We start from the raw sequence: 17,517 nt of genomic DNA on the forward strand, positions 1-17,517 counted from the left end.
TTATTCGCCTGCCCTTGCTTTTTATCCTTGTTTGTCTTTGAAAAAAATGTGGCGAGAACTAATTTCCTTGTCTATCTCCAGGATGCCAAATGAATACAGCGGCTGTTTCCGTTTATCCGTTGCTGACCCGGGATTGAATAACAGTACACCTCGCATGAACCTCACATACGGAATATGAGAATGTCCGAATATGATGATGTCAGGTTTTTCTTCGAAAGCTTCCAGCACCCTCTTTTCGGTGGTCTTGCCCTTGCCGTCGCCATGGACAACCCCTATGGAAATTTCACCTGCATATAGAACTTTTTTCTTAGGAAAAGCTTCCTTGAGTTCTTGTTCATCAGTATTTCCGTAAACCCCTTCCACAGGCGCATATTGCCGCAGCATTTCATAGAGGGCCATCGTATTCCAATCACCTGCATGGATGATCAGGTCTGCCCCCGTCAATTCATCAACCAATACAGAAGGAAGTTCCTGTCCCCGGTTCGGCATATGTGTATCGCTGATCACGATGATTTTCAAGCCATCCCTCCTCTATCCAGTGTTCTTTTTACCCCAGTTTAGCCCGTTCCCAATCAATTCGCTCTTCTGGAATTCTTGTGAATAGTGAATGATGCCCCGAAACAGTAACCTCTAAGGGGATACTGAATAAATTCCATGACGGTGATTCTTTCAGGAGAAATTGTTTCCTGATCTCCTCTGCCGTAAACGGAATAAAAGGTCCTAATAAATTGGCAAGATTGATACTGAGGTAAAGACAGCTTTCGAGAATGAACTTTGCCTGAACCCGATCTTCTTTGATCACCCTCCAAGGCTGTTCATCGTCGAAATATTTATTGCTCCAGCGTACAAGCTCAAAAGCCCTTTTAGATGCTTTCCGGCATTCCCCTCTTTCAAGAAGATCTCCCGTCTCCTTGAAGCATAAGGACAATTCTTCCAACACCTTTGGGTCAATCGTTTCCAAGCGGGCACTTTCTCCAAACTCTCTTTGATAAAATTTTGTTGTTCTCTGAATGAAGTTTCCCAAACCGCCTAACAGGTCGCTGTTATGTTTGGATACAAACTCTCTCCAGGAAAAATCAGCATCTCGTTTATCGGGATATTGTACACTGAAATAATACCTTAATGTATCCGGATGATATTCTTTTAAAACATCCGGAAGCCAAACTGCCCAATTATTACTCGTTGAAATCTTTTTCTTTTCCAACGTTACATACTCACTCGACACAATCCAATCCGGCAGAGTGCCATTCTCCAACCCTATCAGTATTGCCGGCCAAATAATCGTGTGGAAAGGGATGTTATCCTTGCCATGTACATAGTAAGATACTGTCTCCTTACTCCAATACGGCCTCCAGTCCTTGCCCTGAATTTCTGCCCACTCCATGGTACCCGTTAAATAACCGCTTACAGCTTCTATCCAGACGTATATCTTTTTGCCCTCATAACCTTTTACCGGTACATCTATCCCTGTTCCAATATCACGGGTTGCCGCTCTGTCACGCAGGTCTTCTTGTATATACCGTTGTGTCAGCGCGACAGCATTTTCCCTCCATCTTCCATGGCTCTCATCCACATACTTTTCCAGTTCTTTCTCAATCGCTGACAAACCAAGGTAAAAGTGGGAAGTCTCCTTCAAAACGGGGGCATTCCCACAAAGTTTACAACACCTGTCATTCAATTCGACGGAGTTTAAAATCCTTCCGCACGAATCACACTGGTCGCCTCTTGCCTTGTCCCCACAGTTCGGGCAGCAGCCTTCCACAAACCGGTCCGGCAAAAAGCGGTCACATTGAAGACAAAAGGTTTCTTCAGTTGTTTTCTCATATAAGGAGCCATTTTCCTTCAATTTCAGGAAAATCCTTTGAACCTCATGATGATGTTTTGTGGAATCAGTCCTGCCATAGTGGTCAAAGCTGAAGCCCAATTTATGAAAACAGTCTAAAAACTCCTGATGATATTTGTCTGCAATCTCCCGGACCTTTACCCCCTCTTGATTGGCTCTTATCTCAATTGGTGTCCCGTTGCAGTCGCTTCCTGATACATAAAGGACATCCTCACCCTTAAGCCTGTGATACCTTGCCAAAATATCGCCTGGCAGCAGTGCCGCCAGATGTCCGATATGCAGCGATCCGTTTGCATAAGGCCATGCGCCTCCAATAAAAATCCTCATTGTAATCTCCTCCTAAATGGTATGGCAATATAAAAACCCCCTCGTCCAAAGATGTAAAGACATCTAAGGACGAGGGGGTCAGCTCGCGGTACCACCTTAGTTCACTGAGGGCTCACGCCAACAGCCTCAACAAGTACGAAATGCAGAAAAAACACATTCTTATACTGTGGCATTGATAACGGATGCCAAATCCCGTTCCACCCTACACCCAAAGGTTCGAATAGACTGCTCAGAGACCATCTTCAACCAATTTTCACCTTGCTTCTTTTCAGCTCCCGAAGCTCTCTGGGTAAGGTTCATCATTGATTTACTCTTCTCTTCAACGCAAATGTTTATTGATTCCTATCTTATTCCAACATTAGAAAATTTTCAAGTATTAGTTTCATTCCCTTACTGGGTTACCATAAAGTACCTTACGCTGCAAGGCATGGGTTGACAGCTTATTTCTCTATTACTCTTCAGCGTTCTCCTATTATCTTAACCCTTGCTGCTAAGCCCTCTGCCGTCATCTTTTCACCCTAATCGCTTCTTTTTAGAGATGCACTACCTGTATAACTTATATGATATTTTCATCTGAAAGAGGGACTTAACCTGCCTTTCCTCTAACCTTCAAATATTTTTACAGAAATTTCGAATTCCTTTATAATCACTTCTCTTAAGAAGGAAGCATAATAAAAGCCCCTTCAGCTTTTACAGAAGGAGCCATTCTTTAGTTGATGTTAATCATCATAGAATCACACACAGGCTTGTATCCGATTTCCATATAGATTTTATTGGAAGTCGGGTTATCAAGGTCTGTATAGAGAGTACAGAACTTGTTTGTTTCCAGCAGCATGCTGCTCAGCTTTGCGACAACAGATCGGCCATACCCTTTGCGGCGGTAACCCTTTGGCGTATAGACAAAGTTTACTGTAATTCCGTTATCTGTTTTCCTGGCTCTCCTCGCCATGGATACTGGCACCCCATCTACTTTCCAGAAGAACACAGACTTTTCTTCCAGCATCTCCATTGCCCGCTTACAGGCATCTTCTTTTGGTATGGGTGTTTCCGGGGTGTCCTCGGTGAATCCCATCAGCCATTCTGTTACCAGATTAACATCTCCGGTATCAGCCATTTCCATCTTCCCTTCGCTGATACTGATGTCATTTAGGTGATCAAGTCTGTATATCCTTTGCCTCATATTTACATCATAAGGCAAACTTGTTTTTTCACTCCAAAATTCAGCAAGCGGCACTGTAGCCTTTTTATTTCCGATAAATCCAGGAAAATGAATTCCATGAGAGTCGATATAATCCCAAAGGATCTGGCCGATCTCCTCAATTTTTTCCTCCCCGAAAACTGTAACAATCAAGTAGTGCGGAGGGGTCCTGACCAATACAGCAGCAATGGTGTCTTGCTCTTCGAGAACAGCTAAAAACGGATCTTCATATCTACCTACTATTATTTGATCCAGCAACCCCACAGGCAGATTATTCTCGGCTTCTTCTTTAAGGAGCACTGGACGTACCAATTTGTCAAATTTCCGGGCGTCTGTAAACACATTTAAATTCATTTCCCTTCACCTCTCAAGGAAAATTCGACACTTCTTTCATTATTCCTGCCCCTATCCCCCAATAAAATAAAGAAAAAAAACCGGGAAAATCTCCCGGTTTAAGTAGCAGGCTTTGTTTTTTCTGCTTTTTGGTTCTTGCTTCCTGCAGACAATTCCTTTGAAAATTCCTCGGAAGTCAAGGACTTGGCTGACTGCAGGCCAGATTTTGTCTTTCTGTTGCGTTTCGTCATTCTGCATCTCTCCTTTCTCTATTTTAGTGTTTACGCTCTCTTGTCGTTTATCCGCTGATTTACACTGTGTATGTTCAGGAAAAATAATGTAGCCCTATTGAAAACTTTCCGATATAATACTAAACATTTAAAGGAGGTAGCTAAAATGATGATTCGGGAATTAACAGCCAAAGATGCAGAGGAATACTGGAATCTCCGGCTGGAGGCATTACAAAATAATGGAGAGGCATTTGCCGTAACCTATGAAGAATCCCTTGCCAGGATCAATCCAATCGAAGGCGTCCAAAAAAACCTTACTTCAGAGGACAGCGTCACATTGGGAGCGTTTAGTGAAGAAACGTTAGCAGGCAATGGTACCCTTTTATATAACCGGCATGAAAAGATGAAACATAAAGCTTCAATCGTGGCGATGTATGTATCACCTTCTTTCAGAAAAAGGGGGATCGGCCGGGAACTGCTTGCCGCAGCCGAGAGAAAGGCAAGCGAAAAAGGAATTGAACTTTTGCAGATAACTGTTGTAACCACGAACACTTCTGCTGTAAACCTCTACCAAAATTTTGGGTTTGAAGCATTTGGCATCGAAAGACATGCCATGAAACAAAATGGAGAGTATATCGATGAAATGTGGATGAGCAAGCAGCTTAAGAATAGTTAAATCAAAAAAGAAGTGAGAGCGGCTGTGCTCTCACTTCTTTTTCTTAAACCTTACATCACTCTCATAAGAGGGGGAATCTCTTGTCACATCATTGAGAATGATTTTCAATATCATTTTATTCTATTTTTATATCGATGTCAACCTCATTTGTTTTCATGAAATGAAAATTTTCTATATTTAAAAATTGTGGTAAAATTCAAAATTGGAGAAACAGAAAAACTATTTGGGGGTTATTATGAAAGAGAAATTAAAAGCTTTTGGACTGCCTTTTATGATTATGCTGGCTCTGATTGGTGTACTCTATTTTCAGCAGCTGCAAACATTGACTGAACTGCCAAATAAAAACTGGAGCCGTTCCATCCCTTTAAATATGGAGACAGCCGAGAAACCAATTGTGTTCCAAAATGGAAATGATGTATTTTTCAGTGAAAAAGATAAAGTTCATCATTATACCATTAGTAAGGGCTTGGATGTTAAAAATGAGGGGAATATTCCCTTCACTGTACCGCGGGGATACCCCTTTTGGACAGATGGCCGGCAGTTTGTCACGCTAAGCCAGGGGGCCCTCAAACTAAGCGGTGAGAAGGAAAAAGTCATCGCTGAAAATGTGGCTGGTACAGCTGCCCATAGCGGGAAAATTGTGTACTGGCAAGGCGGGGATGTTCATGAAATCAACCCTTCCACTATGGAATCGAAGAGTATTCATAGTTTCTCAAGCGAGGTATCTAATGTCTTCTTCGGCAATGATGGAAGTTATGTAGTTGCCCAGCAAATCGATGATGTGAATGCTGGATTGTATTTTGTATCTGTTGACGGAATTGTTTCAGAGAAGTCATTCCTGAAGGTTGCAAATAACAAGAATAACAAGCTTGGAAAGATGGCCTATTTTATTCAAGATGCTGAAATCACTTTTATTTTTGATACCCAGATGCGTTCACAGGGTGTGCTTTCCTATCGCCTGCAAATGGCTAAAACGACCTTTAGTGATTTAGGTAATTCCGAGCTTAAACCAAACAATATAACGATTCTTAATGAGGCTAATGGTGCCAGACTTGAAACACCGCGTTATGTTCAAATCATGCAATCAAAAGAAACTCCTACCCTCCTCTTTACTGCTGAAGGACAAGGGATCGGCAACGGTAATGCTGTCAGTCTCTATACTGGAACTTTTGACAGCAGCACTACTGCCAGCGCTTCATCCCTGACGACCACTGATGGCATTACTCATTACCCAGTGGAAGCAAGTGATGGTTCTGTCATATGGCTTGATTATCAAGGCGGAAATTACGAGCTGTATGGTGCCTCCGAGTCAGCAGAAGTAAAAGCATTAAGCACCGAATTGGGATCGCATACATATAAAGAAGCAGCTATTAACACTGTCCTGCTGCTGGCAAGCAGTCTTGTCACCTTCTTGGTTTCTTTCTATTGGATCCTCCCGTCACTTTTACTCTTAATTGTCCTTCATATGGCAAAACCGAACATTTTTGAAAAAGAAGAAATCAACTGGGTTGAATATGTATCCATTGCCATTTTTGCGGTCATGCCTTTCACTTTCGTAGATAAGGCAATGAATAGCTACTTCTATGAAATCGCACCATCTTACCTGACTTTCAGTGGCAGCGGTTGGGTCCTCCTCCTAATCATTACAGCGGTCTCTGCAGTTGTTTGGAAATTCGGGCGGAATCCTGATTGGGGAACGTTCGGCGGCGCTTTCTATTTTATCGGCATATACATCCTGCTATACATCACAAGCATCGGAACATATGTGTTTAATTTGTTCTAACAAGATAAACGGGCTGGGATTATTCCAGTCCGTTTTGTCTTGTTCTGCTTATTTCCCTCCATGGCCTTGCCCCTTTGATGAACGTGTACACAAGAATTGAAAATGCAAGCCATACTCCTCCTGCCGAGAATCCACCAAGAATATCACTCGGGTAATGGACGCCGAGATAAACTCTGCTGGCACCGATTACTAACACAAGGCAGAGCAGGGCTGCGGCTCCGATATACTTTGACCATTTATGGTCATATAGCCTGAATACCGCAAATGCCAAGGCACCATAGAAAATGAACGAACCCATCGAATGTCCGCTAGGGAAGCTGTATCCCCCTTGTTCCACAAGGGCTTCAATGGCCGGTCTCTGCCTTTTAAAATACTCCTTGAGCAGCCAGTTAAAACCTCCGCCCAAAGCAACAGTAATCAACAAATAAAGCCCCAAAGAATACTTTTTGAAGACAAGGAACAAAAGCACAGCAGCACCTGTCAATATTGTAATCCATTTAACTCCTCCAAGAAAGGTAATCGCCTTCATGAATTCCGTGACACCTGGAGAAATAAACGGATTGACCGCCGAATAGACAGCTGAATCGAAGGCTTCGATCTCCTGCTCCCTCCACTCATCCACTATCGCAATAAATCCCGCTGTCAACAAGGCAATTATGCCAAGTCCTATTACAAAAAATATAGTCTGCTTCCAGTCAATCTCCCTCTCTCTCATAACCTCCCCCTTCTCCTTCAAGTAAAGGGTTACTGAGCCTCTACCTTTTTGGATGTTCTTTTCTTTTTCTGGATTTTGGCAGCCGGTGTTTTTGCCGCAGGTTTCTTATCCGTCTGCGGCTTCGTCTTATCAATGGAAGCCTGAAGCGCTGACATTAAATCGGTCACATTGGCAGCTGGTGCTTTTTCTTTCGGTGTAACAAACTTTTCCCCCGTTTGCTTGGATTGAATCAATTCCATCAATTTTTGACGGTAATCATCTTCATACTTTTCCGGTTCAAATTCCGTTGAAAGCTGGTCGATCAACATTACCGCAGTATCGAGCTCTTTCTGACTGACTTCATCTTCCGCAGGTACGTTCGGCACATCTCCAATTTTTCGGACTTCATCAGGAAAATGGATCGTTTCCATCACCATCGTATTTTGATAGACCCTGACGACCGCAAGCTGCTCTTTGGATCTCATGACAATTTTGGCAATCCCGACTTTGTTCGATTCCGTCAATGCCTTCCTTAAAAGGCTGTACGCTTTTTTTCCGCCTTCATTTGGTGAGATAAAATAGCTTCTGTTGTAGTAAATCGGATCAATCTCCTCGATTTTGATGAAATCGACAATCTCAACCGCCTTTTCCTGGCTTGTATCTCTTAACTCTTTTATTTCCTCATCTTCAATGACGACAAACTTTCCTTTTGCAATTTCATATCCTTTTACAATGTCCTCGTATTCCAAATCCTTTTCGCAGACAGGACAAATTTTTTCATATTTAATCGGGGTATGACATTCACGGTGCAGGGATCTTAATTTAATATCTTTATCTTCCGTGGCAGCATGCAGCTTTATCGGTATGTTGACCAATCCGAAACTGATGCTTCCTTTCCATATCGTGTGCATAGAATATATCCTCCCATAACTTTGTCTTACTCTTAATTTGGGTTAATCTGCTATTCGCCTATCCTATAAAAGTTCTGGAAATACTTCTGGATTGTCTGGTTAAACTAAAGATTATCTTGTATTAAGTGGTGATTAAGCGATGAAACCGATGCTCCCGACCTTATTTGATGAAACACCGGAAAAAGGCGTTTGGAGGTATGAGGTGAAATATGATGGGTTCAGGGGACTGCTGTCCATCAACTCAAGGGATGATATCTCGCTCTTATCGAGGAATGGAAACGACCTGCTTCCTCAATTCCCGGAAATCAAAGAGTATGTTATAAAAATGACAGAAGAAGATACGTGGACATTGCCGGTTCTCTTGGACGGGGAAATTGTGCTTTTGGAAAATGAATTTAAAAGCAACTTCGGGAGTCTGCAAATCAGGGGAAGGATGAAGACACAAGGAAATATCTTGAAAACAGCAACTAAGAACCCTTGTACATTCCTCGCCTTTGATATTCTCCTTTCTGCCGGCAGAAAAATCACAACTCTCCCCTATTCAGATAGGAAGACGGAATTAGAAACCATGTTTAAAAAGGCGGAACTCCCTACAAAACCAATGTATGGATCCTCGGCGAGAATCCAGATGATCCCATCCTTCAAAGACAGCCACATTGTATGGTCTCATGTCAAGGCATTTGATGGAGAAGGACTGATTGCCAAATCAAAAGACAGCCCATGGGAAGAAGGAAAACGGACAACTACCTGGCGAAAAATGAAAAATTGGAAAACAGCTAATTGTTTCATCCTTTCCCACGACAGCCGAAACGGGTACTATGAAGTCGGTGTATATGATGGTAACCAGATTATTCAAATTGGCGCATTTTATTTTGGGATCAGTCCAGAGGAAAAACAAGCCCTGAATTCAATCATTAAAGAGAATGCCTACAAGACTGAAAATGGCAAATCCATTGTAGATCCCGGCCTGTGTGTGCAGCTTCATTACTTGGAGTGGTACGAAGATCAATTAAGAGAACCGCATTTTCATGAATTTCTTTTTAACGTTAAACCTGAAGAGTGCACCTGGTCACAATTCATGCAGGATGAAGCGTCACTCCCTCCCTCTATTGAAATCACCCATCCTGAGAAACCCCTGTGGGAATCGCCATCTATTGATAAGCTGGAGTATATCCGTTATTTAAGGAAAGTATCACCAAGGTTACTATTCTTCCTTCACGACCGTCCCTTGACGGTGATCAGACTTCCGCATGGAATGTTCGGAGAATCCTTTTATCAAAAGAACTGTCCTGATTATGCTCCAACATTCGTAAAAACAATAAAAAAGGAAAATATCGATTATATTCTCTGTAATGACCTGGAAACAGTTTTATGGCTTGGCAATCAACTTGCCATTGAATTTCATATACCTTTTCAGAAGCATGAATCTCCTTATGTAAATGAAATTGTGTTTGATTTGGATCCGCCTTCAAGGGATGATTTCCACCTGGCCATTAAAGCAGCAAAGGAAATGAAGAAAGTATTTGATCAATTAAATTTAATCAGCTTTATCAAGACATCAGGAAATAAGGGTCTCCAGATATATATCCCGTTAAAGGATGGGTACTCATGGGATGACACCCACCTCTTTACAGAGTTCATGGCCAATTATCTAATCAACCTTCACCCTGATGACTTCACAATTGAAAGATTGAAGAAAAACAGAAATAACCGATTATATGTGGACTACATCCAGCATGCTGAAGGGAAAACAATTATATCACCTTATTCTTTAAGAGCGAATGAAGATGCACTCGTTTCAGCACCGCTTTTCTGGGAAGAGGTGACGGATGAATTGAGACCGGAAGCCTTCACCATGAAGACAGTGACAGACAGGCTGAGGAAGCTTGGATGTCCGTTCGCCGGCTTTGAAGAAGCAAAAGAAAAACAAAATTTCAAAGAAATTCTTTCCTTCCTGGAATCGAATAAAGGAAAATAAAAAGACAGGAGCATCCTCATGCACCTGTCTTCACTGTTGAACCCTGTTTAAGCTTTTATAAAACGTTCTTTTCCACAACTTCTTTAGCATGTTCCTGAAGTTCTGAATAGCTATCCTCTTCATCAAACTCCTTTTGTTTTACTGTACGGTAGCTTTCCGGTTCCTTTACGTCCACTTCAAGCTGATAGCAACTTATATATGTCGCATTTCCGATTAGATCCATCGAGAACTTCCCCTCATTTTCATGGACAATGACCCGTACTTTCCCCCCATTGTTATACACATCAATTTCCTTTTCGTACTCATTCAATCCGGCAAGACATGTCACAAGGCTTGAGGCAGACATTGCTGTACCGCATGCATTTGTGAAACCGACCCCTCTTTCAAATGTCCTGACATAAATCCCCTCTGTTCCAAGAGACTGTACAAAGCTGACATTGACTCCATCCGGGAACAAATTATTAGGCCCGTTCACCGCCTCGGAAATGCTTTTTTGTTCGTTTGAAAGGATATGTTCATTTTCAACAATGCTTATTAAGTGTGGATTCGGCACTGCAACTGCAGTAAAGGTCAGTGAATCAGAAATTTCAGGGACCTTATCAGCAATCAGCGTTTTCCTGTCAAGGTTCATTGGTAAATATCTCAAACCAAACAACACTGGTGAAATCTCAACCTTATATGTCGGGATTTGTGAGTAAATCGATGGTTCTTTTGAAACAGCGAGATCGGCTTTCATTGTTTCAATGGTAATGATCTCTTTTCCCTTTAAATCTATCACATACCGGCCGACACACCGTAAACCATTCCCGCACATGGAGGCTTCGGATCCATCCGCGTTAAACACCCGCATCTTCCCATCACATCTATCACTGTTCAAAACGAAAAGAATCCCGTCTGCCCCGATACCCTTTTTGCGGTCGCAAAGGGCAATGGCCAAATTCTGGCGATCCTTCTCTGAAAAATTATACGTTTCGGTTATTTCATCGATCAACAGAAAATCATTGCTTGATCCATGACATTTAATAAGATTCAATTCCATATAAAACCCTCCAGGGAGTAACTTGTTGAAGGCGGATCACGAAATGGATATCCCCCTATCAATCTACATTATTCGTATCATTAGCTTGCCATATCCAAGCCCATTTCGCAACAGAAATGTGACGAACCCCCACCTGGCCAATCATAGTCAGAAGCTCAATCAGTTCAGTTATACACCAGAAAACGTTATTATTAGAAAAATAGTTTCTATATCATGCTGGTGGAGGATTGTAAATGTCTGAGGATTACAAGTTCTTTTTCAAGGTTAAAAAAGTAGTTGTAATAGAAGATGCCGGTAACATAAAGGAAGTGCTGGTACATACAAAAATAAAAAAAGGCAGGGATGAAATCTGCCTTGAAAGTGACTTCCCTGTCAGAATCACGGAAATCGGGATCTTTCCGGTACCAAAAGCCATTGCGGAAAAGGTCGGCAGTCCCACTCTGCGCAGGCTGCTGCCTTTTGAATTAAAAAGGTACATCAAGCCCCAGAAACGATTTTTGGAACCAGGTGATTATGATTGATTTTTCAACGTGCCTGGAAGTGAGGATTCTTTTAAATATTCAGCCCTTAGGAGGCCCTCAGCCCATTGACAGGAATCGGCATAATACTGATTGATCTCGCTTTGAGACAACCCGATATCCAGCCCATGCTTGATTGCGTTCTCCCATTCGGCTCTTTCTATCGCGACAACCAGGTCCAGCACTTTTTTCAAGGTATTGTCTCTTCCTTTTAAAGCATCACAAATGTCATCCTGCAGAGGCATATCCTTCAATATGTTTTCAATTGGCTGGCCGATGATGGATTCCATCAGTGAAAACATTCCTGCCAGAAAATAGCTGGAGGGGAGTTCATCGGGAAAGGTCCTTGTAGAAATCAACTCACACATTTTTGCACGGGTAAGACAAAGTTTAATGACCTCATCTGACATTTGTTTGACAGTACCTGTCATATCCCTGATCGCCAGGACATAGATCCACCTTTGTATCTCAATCAAACCTAACAGAATGATGGCCTGCCTGATGGAATGGATCTTCTGTTTTGGACGATAGGCCGGTGAATTAATCAGTTTAAGGAGTTTATAGGACAGTGAAATATCCTGTTCGATGAGCTGAGATATTTTCTCGATGCTGGGCTCACTCATCTCAAGACTTTGTATTACTTCATAATAGGAATGAAAATAAACCGGCACATCATAAGTGCTCAGAATGATCGGCTTACTGAAAAAATATCCTTGAAAAAGGGCGTATCCCCGAACTTTAGCTTCTTGATAGTCTGCCCTTGTCTCTACCTTCTCCGCCAGCAATTTTATGTCGAGCAGCCGGGCAATCAACTCTATTTCTTCCCGCTTTTTTTCCGATGTTGCCAGCATGTCGACCTTAATATAGTCTGCCTGCTTCATCAATTCCCTGCAATACGGATCTTCCTTATCAAATACAAAATCATCCAAAGCGACCTTATATCCCAGCTGCCTTAATTCCCTGCAGATAGCAATGATTTCTGGTGACGGCTGTACCGTCTCCAAAATCTCTACTACTATTTCCCGCGGCGGGAAGTAAGTCGGCACCTTCAGCTTCAGGAGTGTTTCTGTGAAATTGATAAAACATGGCCTTCCCCCGGAAAGCTGATCAATTCCTATGTTCAAAAAACTGTTGATGATCACATCCGCAGTTGCCCTGTCACCATTAATATTAGGGAAAATATTTTCCTGATTATTTCGATATAATAACTCATAGGCAATCGTTTCTTCATTTTCATTGAAAATAGGCTGCCTTGCCACGAAAACTTCCATTATGTTCACTCCTATGAGAAGATCATTAAATCTGTTAGTTCATAACTATCATTAAAAAGGATAAATTTTGAAGATTTACTCTACTAGAATACCAAGAAACATGCCATAAGTCTATCAAAAATCCAAGTTGCACTTCACCGCGTTAAAGCGATGAGGGACAGTCCCTCATCGCTTTAACGCGGTGATACAGCAAACAAAAAAAAACAGCACCAGGAACCTTTTCCTGATGCTGCTTGGTTAATGGACTGAGTGTACAAAGAAATTAATCAAAAACAGCCCTGCAATTATATATAAAGTGATCGAAACATCTCTAGCCTTTCCATTTGCGACTTTCAAGATAGGATACAATATGAAGCCGATTGCTATGCCATCAGCAATACTATAGGTGAACGGAATCATAGCAATAATGAAAATGGCAGGAAACGCCTCTGTTAAATCGCGTAAATCCATATGACGGATATTTTGAATCATCAACCCACCGATTATGATCAATATCGGGGCAATCGCATGATCTGGGATCCACTTGAGATATGGAATGAACAGTGAAGAAGCTAGGAATAATACACCGGTTGTCAAAGATGTCAATCCTGTTCTTCCCCCAGCTGCAATTGCGGCAGCACTCTCTACTGTGGAAACTGTCGGACTCGTTCCAAACACACCGCAGGATGCAGCTGAAATTGCATTTGCCTGAAACGCTTTTGGATACTTTTCCGGAGTTCCTGCCATATCTGTATGGCCATTGACCAATCCGATATTTTCAAAAACCAAAACCATGGTGACCGAAAAGGCAGCAATCCAAAATGGCAGTTCGACTATTTTAGAGAAAGACATTTCTGCAAAAACAATACCGTATTCTGATAAACTGAAACCAGAACCGCCTGTTTCCGGTTCTATTCCAAAAAGGAAACCTAGCAGTGTCCCAAAAACAATGCTCCATAAGAATCCGCCCTTAACGTTTCTGATAAACAGAAAAATTGTGACTAGGAATGTCAATATGGTCGCAATGACACCAATGTCACTGATATCTCCCAAACTGATTAAGGCACTTGAGCCTCTTTCGACGATACCGCCTTTTTCGAGTCCGATCAGCATCAGAAACATTCCCAACCCGACCGTTATTGCCTCTTTAAGTGTTTTTGGAATCGCTCTTGATAAAATACTCGATAACTTCGTAAATGCAACCAGCATGAATAACAGTCCCGAGATAAATACAACTGCCAGTGCTTCCTGCCAAGAAAGCCCCATCGATTCTACCAGTGTAAACGTGAACATCGCATTAATTCCCATTCCGGGAACAAGTAAAATCGGCGCATTTGCCCAAAATGCCATCACCAGGCACCCAAAGAACGAGGCAAGGATCGTCGCCATAACGGCTCCCTCAAACGGCATGCCTGCTTCAGAAAGAATCATGGCATTGATAGCGATGATATACACTATTGTAAAATACCCGATGGCTCCTGCTGTCACCTCTTTTTTGACTGTTGTTCCGTGCTGCTTTAAACGAAAAATACCTCCTGTTGTTTTCATAATATCATGTCCTCACGACATAGCCCTCTCCCTACCCGCTTACCCTGAAAAAGGGAAGCCACAAGGAATAATTGTAGCAGATGTACGTACCTTTGCCAATATGTATCAAACGATTTGATTGTAAACAGGTAAACAGCTCCATTGCATCTGAAGTTTTGCCCGATTTTCTGATTGGAGATTCCGCGGATATGATTTGTTAGTCAAGTAATTTCGTGTATCCTGATTGACTATTTGATACATAGCTGGATTCACCAAAGTATTCCATGCTAGTACTTCGATATCTGGGTACATGGATTACTTGGTTCCCTTCATTCCATGCTGTCATTTCGATACAATGAGTACATGGATTTCCTGTTTCTCTTCATTTCATGTTGTCAATTCGACACTTTGAATACATGGATTTCCTGTTTCCCTTCCTTCCATGCTGTCATTTCGACACTTTGAGTACATGGATCTCCTGGTTTCCTTCATTCCATGCTGTCAATTTGCCTCAATGAGTACATGGATTTCCTGGTTTCCTTCATTCCATGCTGTCAATTTGCCTCAATGAGTACATGGATCTCCTGGTTCCCTTCATTCCATGCTGTCAATTCGCCTCAATGGGTAAATGGATTTCCTGTTTCCCTTCCTTCCATGCTGTCACTTCGGCACTTTGTATACATGAAAATACTTATTCAGACAATTCCATGTCGTCAATTCGGCACTTTGAGTATATCTTTTCTTCTTGCTTTTTGAGGTATACCTGTTCAATAAGGCGATATGGAAAAAAGCTTACGAAATAAGTCAAAAAAAAGAGCGGAAAAGATTCCGCTCTCCTCACTTTACTGATTGATTTGTCGGATTAAATTAGCCATTTCAATGGCACTGACAGCTGCTTCCCATCCCTTGTTTCCGGCTTTTGTTCCCGCACGCTCGATTGCCTGCTCAATCGTATCTGTGGTCAGAACACCGAAGATGACCGGAACTTCTTCTTGAAGGCCAACATTCGCGACACCTTTTGCCACTTCTCCGCTGACATATTCAAAGTGTGCTGTAGCGCCTCTGATGACGGTTCCTAACGTGACGACCGCATCATATTTTTTAGACGCAGCCAATTTTTTCGCAATGACAGGGATTTCAAATGCGCCTGGTACCCATGTCACTGTTATATCCGCTTCATCAACTCCGTGGCGTTTAAGTGCGTCTTCTGCACCGCCGAGAAGTTTGCTAGTGATGAATTCATTAAAACGTGCAACTACAATCGCTACTTTTAATCCAGAACCTACCAAATTACCTTCATAGACTGTTCTCATTGAATTAGATCCTCCTAAAATTGAAGCAAGTGTCCTAACTTACTCTGCTTTGTCTTTAAGTACTTTTCATTTTCTTTTTTCGACGGCATTTGGATGGCCACTCTTTCTTCGACCAAAAGTCCATAGCCTTTGACACCCGTGATCTTGCGGGGATTGTTCGTCAGGAGCCTCATTTTGGAAACGCCAAGATCCTTTAAGATTTGGGCTCCGATCCCATAGTCACGCAGGTCGGCACCAAAGCCAAGCTTATGATTGGCTTCCACTGTATCCAAGCCTTCTTCCTGCAGCTTATAGGCTTTCAGTTTATTGACCAGGCCGATCCCTCTCCCTTCCTGTCTCATATACAAAAGAATCCCCTTGCCTTCCCGTTCGATCTGGGAGAGGGCAGAATGAAGCTGTGGACCGCAGTCACAACGATTGGAACCGAATACGTCGCCGGTCAGGCATTCAGAGTGAACCCTGACAAGAACTGGCTCATCAGGAGTTATCTCTCCTTTCACGAGTGCAATATGCTCCTTGCCTGTAAGTTTTTCTGTATAAGCCACGGCTTTAAATTGCCCGAATTCAGTAGGAAGCTCAATCTCCACTTCTTTCTGAACCAGCTTTTCTTCTTTTCTTCTATAAGCAATCAGATCCTGAATCGTAATCATTTTTAAATTAAACTTATCAGCGATTTCCTTCAATTGAGGTACTCTTGCCATGGTTCCATCAGGATTCATAATTTCACAAATGACTCCTGCCTTTGCCGCACCAGACAAGGCAGCCAGATCAACCGCAGCTTCAGTATGTCCGGCACGTTTAAGGACCCCACCATTTTTGGCAATCAACGGGAAGATATGCCCCGGCCGCTTCAAATCACTTGGCTTCGTCCCCTCTTTGATCATTTCTATAATGGTTGTGGAGCGCTCAAAAGCACTTATTCCAGTTGTCGTGTCCACATGGTCGATGCTGATAGTGAAAGCCGTGCCGTAGGGATCAGTGTTTTGGTCCGTCATCGGATTCAATTGAAGTGCTGATGCTTTTTCAACTGTAATCGGAGTACAGATTAGACCCCTTCCTTCCGCGGCCATAAAATTGATGACTTCAGGTGTCGCTTTTTCAGCGAGGGCAACAAAGTCCCCTTCATTTTCCCTGTCTTCATCATCAACAACGATGATCACTTTACCAGCTTTTAAATCCTCAGTTGCTTCTTCGATTGTATTGAACATTGTCTGTACCTCCTCCTGCTGAAGATCCTCATCCCATAAATCCATGCTGGGTAAGAAAATTGGTTCCAATATCAGTTTTTTGCGGCTGCTCAGCCCTGCCGCCGTTGATGAAGTTGTAAATATATTTTGCCATCATATCGCATTCCACATTGACGATATCCCCGACTTTTTTATCTCCCAGGATCGTATCATGCCTCGTTTGCGGGATAAGTGAAACCGTAATGGCATTACTTTCAGCTTCAAAGACAGTCAGCGATGTCCCATCAAGGCATACAGAACCTTTGTTAATAAAATAGCGGGATATGTCCCCGGGAATATCAATAGTAATGTAAAGCGCATTTTCAACGAAACGAGTCGATGCAATTGTACCCGTACCATCAATATGTCCAGTCACAAAATGACCTCCGAACCGCCCATTTGCTGCCATTGCTCTTTCAAGGTTCACCTTCGCACCCGCTCCAAGTGATTTCAATGACGTATTAGCAAACGTTTCAGGCATAACATCCACCGTAAAGGAACGGCTGCTAAAGGAAGTGACCGTCAGGCAAGTTCCGTTAACTGAGATACTGTCCCCCAGTTTCACATTTTCCAATACCCTATTTGCTGAAATTGAAAGCACCATGGAAGCGGAAGATTTTTTTATGCCTTCAATCAACCCGATTTCCTCAATGATCCCAGTGAACATCTTG

Annotated in this window: 16 protein-coding genes and 1 other annotated feature; of the genes, 4 read left to right on the forward strand and 12 right to left on the reverse strand. The window is 42.4% G+C overall.

The features are described from left to right. Window positions 1–21 precede the first annotated feature (21 nt). The 4 genes from AC4E8A_RS14490 to AC4E8A_RS14505 form a co-directional block, all read right to left on the reverse strand. Complete coding sequence (locus tag AC4E8A_RS14490) at window positions 22–519, reverse strand: metallophosphoesterase family protein (RefSeq protein ID WP_490193847.1); 498 nt, start codon at window positions 517–519, stop codon at window positions 22–24. A gap of 28 nt (window positions 520–547) precedes the next feature. Beyond that, window positions 548–2,170 (reverse strand): methionine--tRNA ligase, encoded by a 1,623-nt coding sequence (gene metG, locus AC4E8A_RS14495; RefSeq protein ID WP_490193848.1) that lies wholly within the window; start codon window positions 2,168–2,170, stop codon window positions 548–550. A 62-nt stretch (window positions 2,171–2,232) separates the two neighbouring features. After that, window positions 2,233–2,502 (reverse strand) — a binding site (T-box leader). A 377-nt stretch (window positions 2,503–2,879) separates the two neighbouring features. Continuing rightward, entirely contained in the window at window positions 2,880–3,722 is an 843-nt protein-coding gene (locus AC4E8A_RS14500) for a GNAT family N-acetyltransferase (protein WP_490193849.1), read from the reverse strand. 98 nt (window positions 3,723–3,820) lie between these two features. Further along, entirely contained in the window at window positions 3,821–3,952 is a 132-nt protein-coding gene (locus tag AC4E8A_RS14505; RefSeq protein ID WP_490193850.1) for a hypothetical protein, read from the reverse strand. A 148-nt stretch (window positions 3,953–4,100) separates the two neighbouring features. On the opposite strand from AC4E8A_RS14505, the gene AC4E8A_RS14510 reads away from it, so the two are divergent. Both AC4E8A_RS14510 and AC4E8A_RS14515 read left to right on the forward strand, forming a co-directional pair. Beyond that, window positions 4,101–4,607: a GNAT family N-acetyltransferase gene (locus tag AC4E8A_RS14510; RefSeq protein ID WP_490198877.1), complete on the forward strand. Its 507-nt coding sequence runs from the start codon at window positions 4,101–4,103 to the stop codon at window positions 4,605–4,607. A gap of 235 nt (window positions 4,608–4,842) precedes the next feature. Continuing rightward, window positions 4,843–6,390, forward strand: coding sequence for a hypothetical protein (locus AC4E8A_RS14515; protein ID WP_490193851.1), 1,548 nt, complete (start codon window positions 4,843–4,845; stop codon window positions 6,388–6,390). Window positions 6,391–6,409: 19 nt separating this feature from the next. On the opposite strand, the gene AC4E8A_RS14520 is transcribed toward AC4E8A_RS14515, so the two are convergent. Together AC4E8A_RS14520 and ku are read right to left on the reverse strand one after the other, a co-directional pair. After that, complete coding sequence (locus AC4E8A_RS14520) at window positions 6,410–7,105, reverse strand: phosphatase PAP2 family protein (RefSeq protein WP_490193852.1); 696 nt, start codon at window positions 7,103–7,105, stop codon at window positions 6,410–6,412. Between the two features lie 29 nt (window positions 7,106–7,134). Further along, entirely contained in the window at window positions 7,135–7,995 is an 861-nt protein-coding gene (gene ku / locus AC4E8A_RS14525) for a non-homologous end joining protein Ku (RefSeq protein ID WP_490193853.1), read from the reverse strand. 139 nt (window positions 7,996–8,134) lie between these two features. On the opposite strand from ku, the gene AC4E8A_RS14530 reads away from it, so the two are divergent. Beyond that, complete coding sequence (locus AC4E8A_RS14530) at window positions 8,135–9,973, forward strand: DNA ligase D (RefSeq protein WP_490193854.1); 1,839 nt, start codon at window positions 8,135–8,137, stop codon at window positions 9,971–9,973. Window positions 9,974–10,028: 55 nt separating this feature from the next. On the opposite strand, the gene dapF is transcribed toward AC4E8A_RS14530, so the two are convergent. Continuing rightward, window positions 10,029–11,012 carry a diaminopimelate epimerase gene (gene dapF, locus AC4E8A_RS14535; RefSeq protein ID WP_490193855.1) on the reverse strand — a complete coding sequence of 328 codons (984 nt, stop codon included), beginning with the start codon at window positions 11,010–11,012 and terminating at the stop codon, window positions 10,029–10,031. Window positions 11,013–11,245: 233 nt separating this feature from the next. Here dapF and AC4E8A_RS14540 point away from each other — a divergent pair, with 233 nt between their 5' ends. Continuing rightward, the gene (locus AC4E8A_RS14540; protein ID WP_490193856.1) at window positions 11,246–11,533 is read left to right on the forward strand and encodes a diaminopimelate epimerase; all 288 of its coding nucleotides are present in this window, start codon (window positions 11,246–11,248) and stop codon (window positions 11,531–11,533) included. Here AC4E8A_RS14540 and AC4E8A_RS14545 read toward each other — a convergent pair. The 5 genes from AC4E8A_RS14545 to ribE all read right to left on the reverse strand — a co-directional run bounded on the left by AC4E8A_RS14545 (window position 11,524) and on the right by ribE (window position 17,513). Then, window positions 11,524–12,801, reverse strand: coding sequence for an EAL and HDOD domain-containing protein (locus AC4E8A_RS14545; protein WP_490193857.1), 1,278 nt, complete (start codon window positions 12,799–12,801; stop codon window positions 11,524–11,526). The two genes, AC4E8A_RS14540 and AC4E8A_RS14545, sit on opposite strands and share 10 nt — an antisense overlap. 237 nt (window positions 12,802–13,038) lie before the next feature. Next, window positions 13,039–14,328, reverse strand: a complete 1,290-nt coding sequence (locus tag AC4E8A_RS14550; protein ID WP_490193858.1) for an NCS2 family permease — start codon at window positions 14,326–14,328, stop codon at window positions 13,039–13,041. Between the two features lie 821 nt (window positions 14,329–15,149). Further along, on the reverse strand, window positions 15,150–15,620 hold the full coding sequence (gene ribH, locus AC4E8A_RS14555) for a 6,7-dimethyl-8-ribityllumazine synthase (RefSeq protein ID WP_490193859.1): 471 nt from the start codon (window positions 15,618–15,620) through the stop codon (window positions 15,150–15,152). Between the two features lie 14 nt (window positions 15,621–15,634). Further along, a complete protein-coding gene (locus AC4E8A_RS14560; protein ID WP_490193860.1) occupies window positions 15,635–16,873 on the reverse strand; it encodes a bifunctional 3,4-dihydroxy-2-butanone-4-phosphate synthase/GTP cyclohydrolase II in 1,239 nt (412 codons plus the stop codon). Beyond that, entirely contained in the window at window positions 16,857–17,513 is a 657-nt protein-coding gene (gene ribE, locus AC4E8A_RS14565; RefSeq protein ID WP_490193861.1) for a riboflavin synthase, read from the reverse strand. Before ribE ends, AC4E8A_RS14560 begins: the two co-directional genes overlap by 17 nt. Between the last annotated feature and the right edge of the window lie 4 nt (window positions 17,514–17,517).

It is taken from the genome of Bacillus sp. SRL337, assembly GCF_984799155.1.

What these genes read in the sequence shown, in the direction of transcription:
- ku (WP_490193853.1), bottom strand. Translation starts at nt 7,995, where the DNA reads ATGCACACGATATGGAAAGGAAGCATCAGTTTCGGATTGGTCAACATA.
- AC4E8A_RS14520 (WP_490193852.1), bottom strand. Translation starts at nt 7,105, where the DNA reads ATGAGAGAGAGGGAGATTGACTGGAAGCAGACTATATTTTTTGTAATA.
- dapF (WP_490193855.1), bottom strand. Translation starts at nt 11,012, where the DNA reads ATGGAATTGAATCTTATTAAATGTCATGGATCAAGCAATGATTTTCTG.
- AC4E8A_RS14550 (WP_490193858.1), bottom strand. Translation starts at nt 14,328, where the DNA reads ATGAAAACAACAGGAGGTATTTTTCGTTTAAAGCAGCACGGAACAACA.
- AC4E8A_RS14500 (WP_490193849.1), bottom strand. Translation starts at nt 3,722, where the DNA reads ATGAATTTAAATGTGTTTACAGACGCCCGGAAATTTGACAAATTGGTA.
- AC4E8A_RS14560 (WP_490193860.1), bottom strand. Translation starts at nt 16,873, where the DNA reads ATGGATTTATGGGATGAGGATCTTCAGCAGGAGGAGGTACAGACAATG.
- metG (WP_490193848.1), bottom strand. Translation starts at nt 2,170, where the DNA reads ATGAGGATTTTTATTGGAGGCGCATGGCCTTATGCAAACGGATCGCTG.
- AC4E8A_RS14510 (WP_490198877.1), top strand. Translation starts at nt 4,101, where the DNA reads ATGATTCGGGAATTAACAGCCAAAGATGCAGAGGAATACTGGAATCTC.
- AC4E8A_RS14530 (WP_490193854.1), top strand. Translation starts at nt 8,135, where the DNA reads ATGAAACCGATGCTCCCGACCTTATTTGATGAAACACCGGAAAAAGGC.
- ribH (WP_490193859.1), bottom strand. Translation starts at nt 15,620, where the DNA reads ATGAGAACAGTCTATGAAGGTAATTTGGTAGGTTCTGGATTAAAAGTA.
- AC4E8A_RS14515 (WP_490193851.1), top strand. Translation starts at nt 4,843, where the DNA reads ATGAAAGAGAAATTAAAAGCTTTTGGACTGCCTTTTATGATTATGCTG.
- ribE (WP_490193861.1), bottom strand. Translation starts at nt 17,513, where the DNA reads ATGTTCACTGGGATCATTGAGGAAATCGGGTTGATTGAAGGCATAAAA.
- AC4E8A_RS14505 (WP_490193850.1), bottom strand. Translation starts at nt 3,952, where the DNA reads ATGACGAAACGCAACAGAAAGACAAAATCTGGCCTGCAGTCAGCCAAG.
- AC4E8A_RS14545 (WP_490193857.1), bottom strand. Translation starts at nt 12,801, where the DNA reads ATGGAAGTTTTCGTGGCAAGGCAGCCTATTTTCAATGAAAATGAAGAA.
- AC4E8A_RS14540 (WP_490193856.1), top strand. Translation starts at nt 11,246, where the DNA reads ATGTCTGAGGATTACAAGTTCTTTTTCAAGGTTAAAAAAGTAGTTGTA.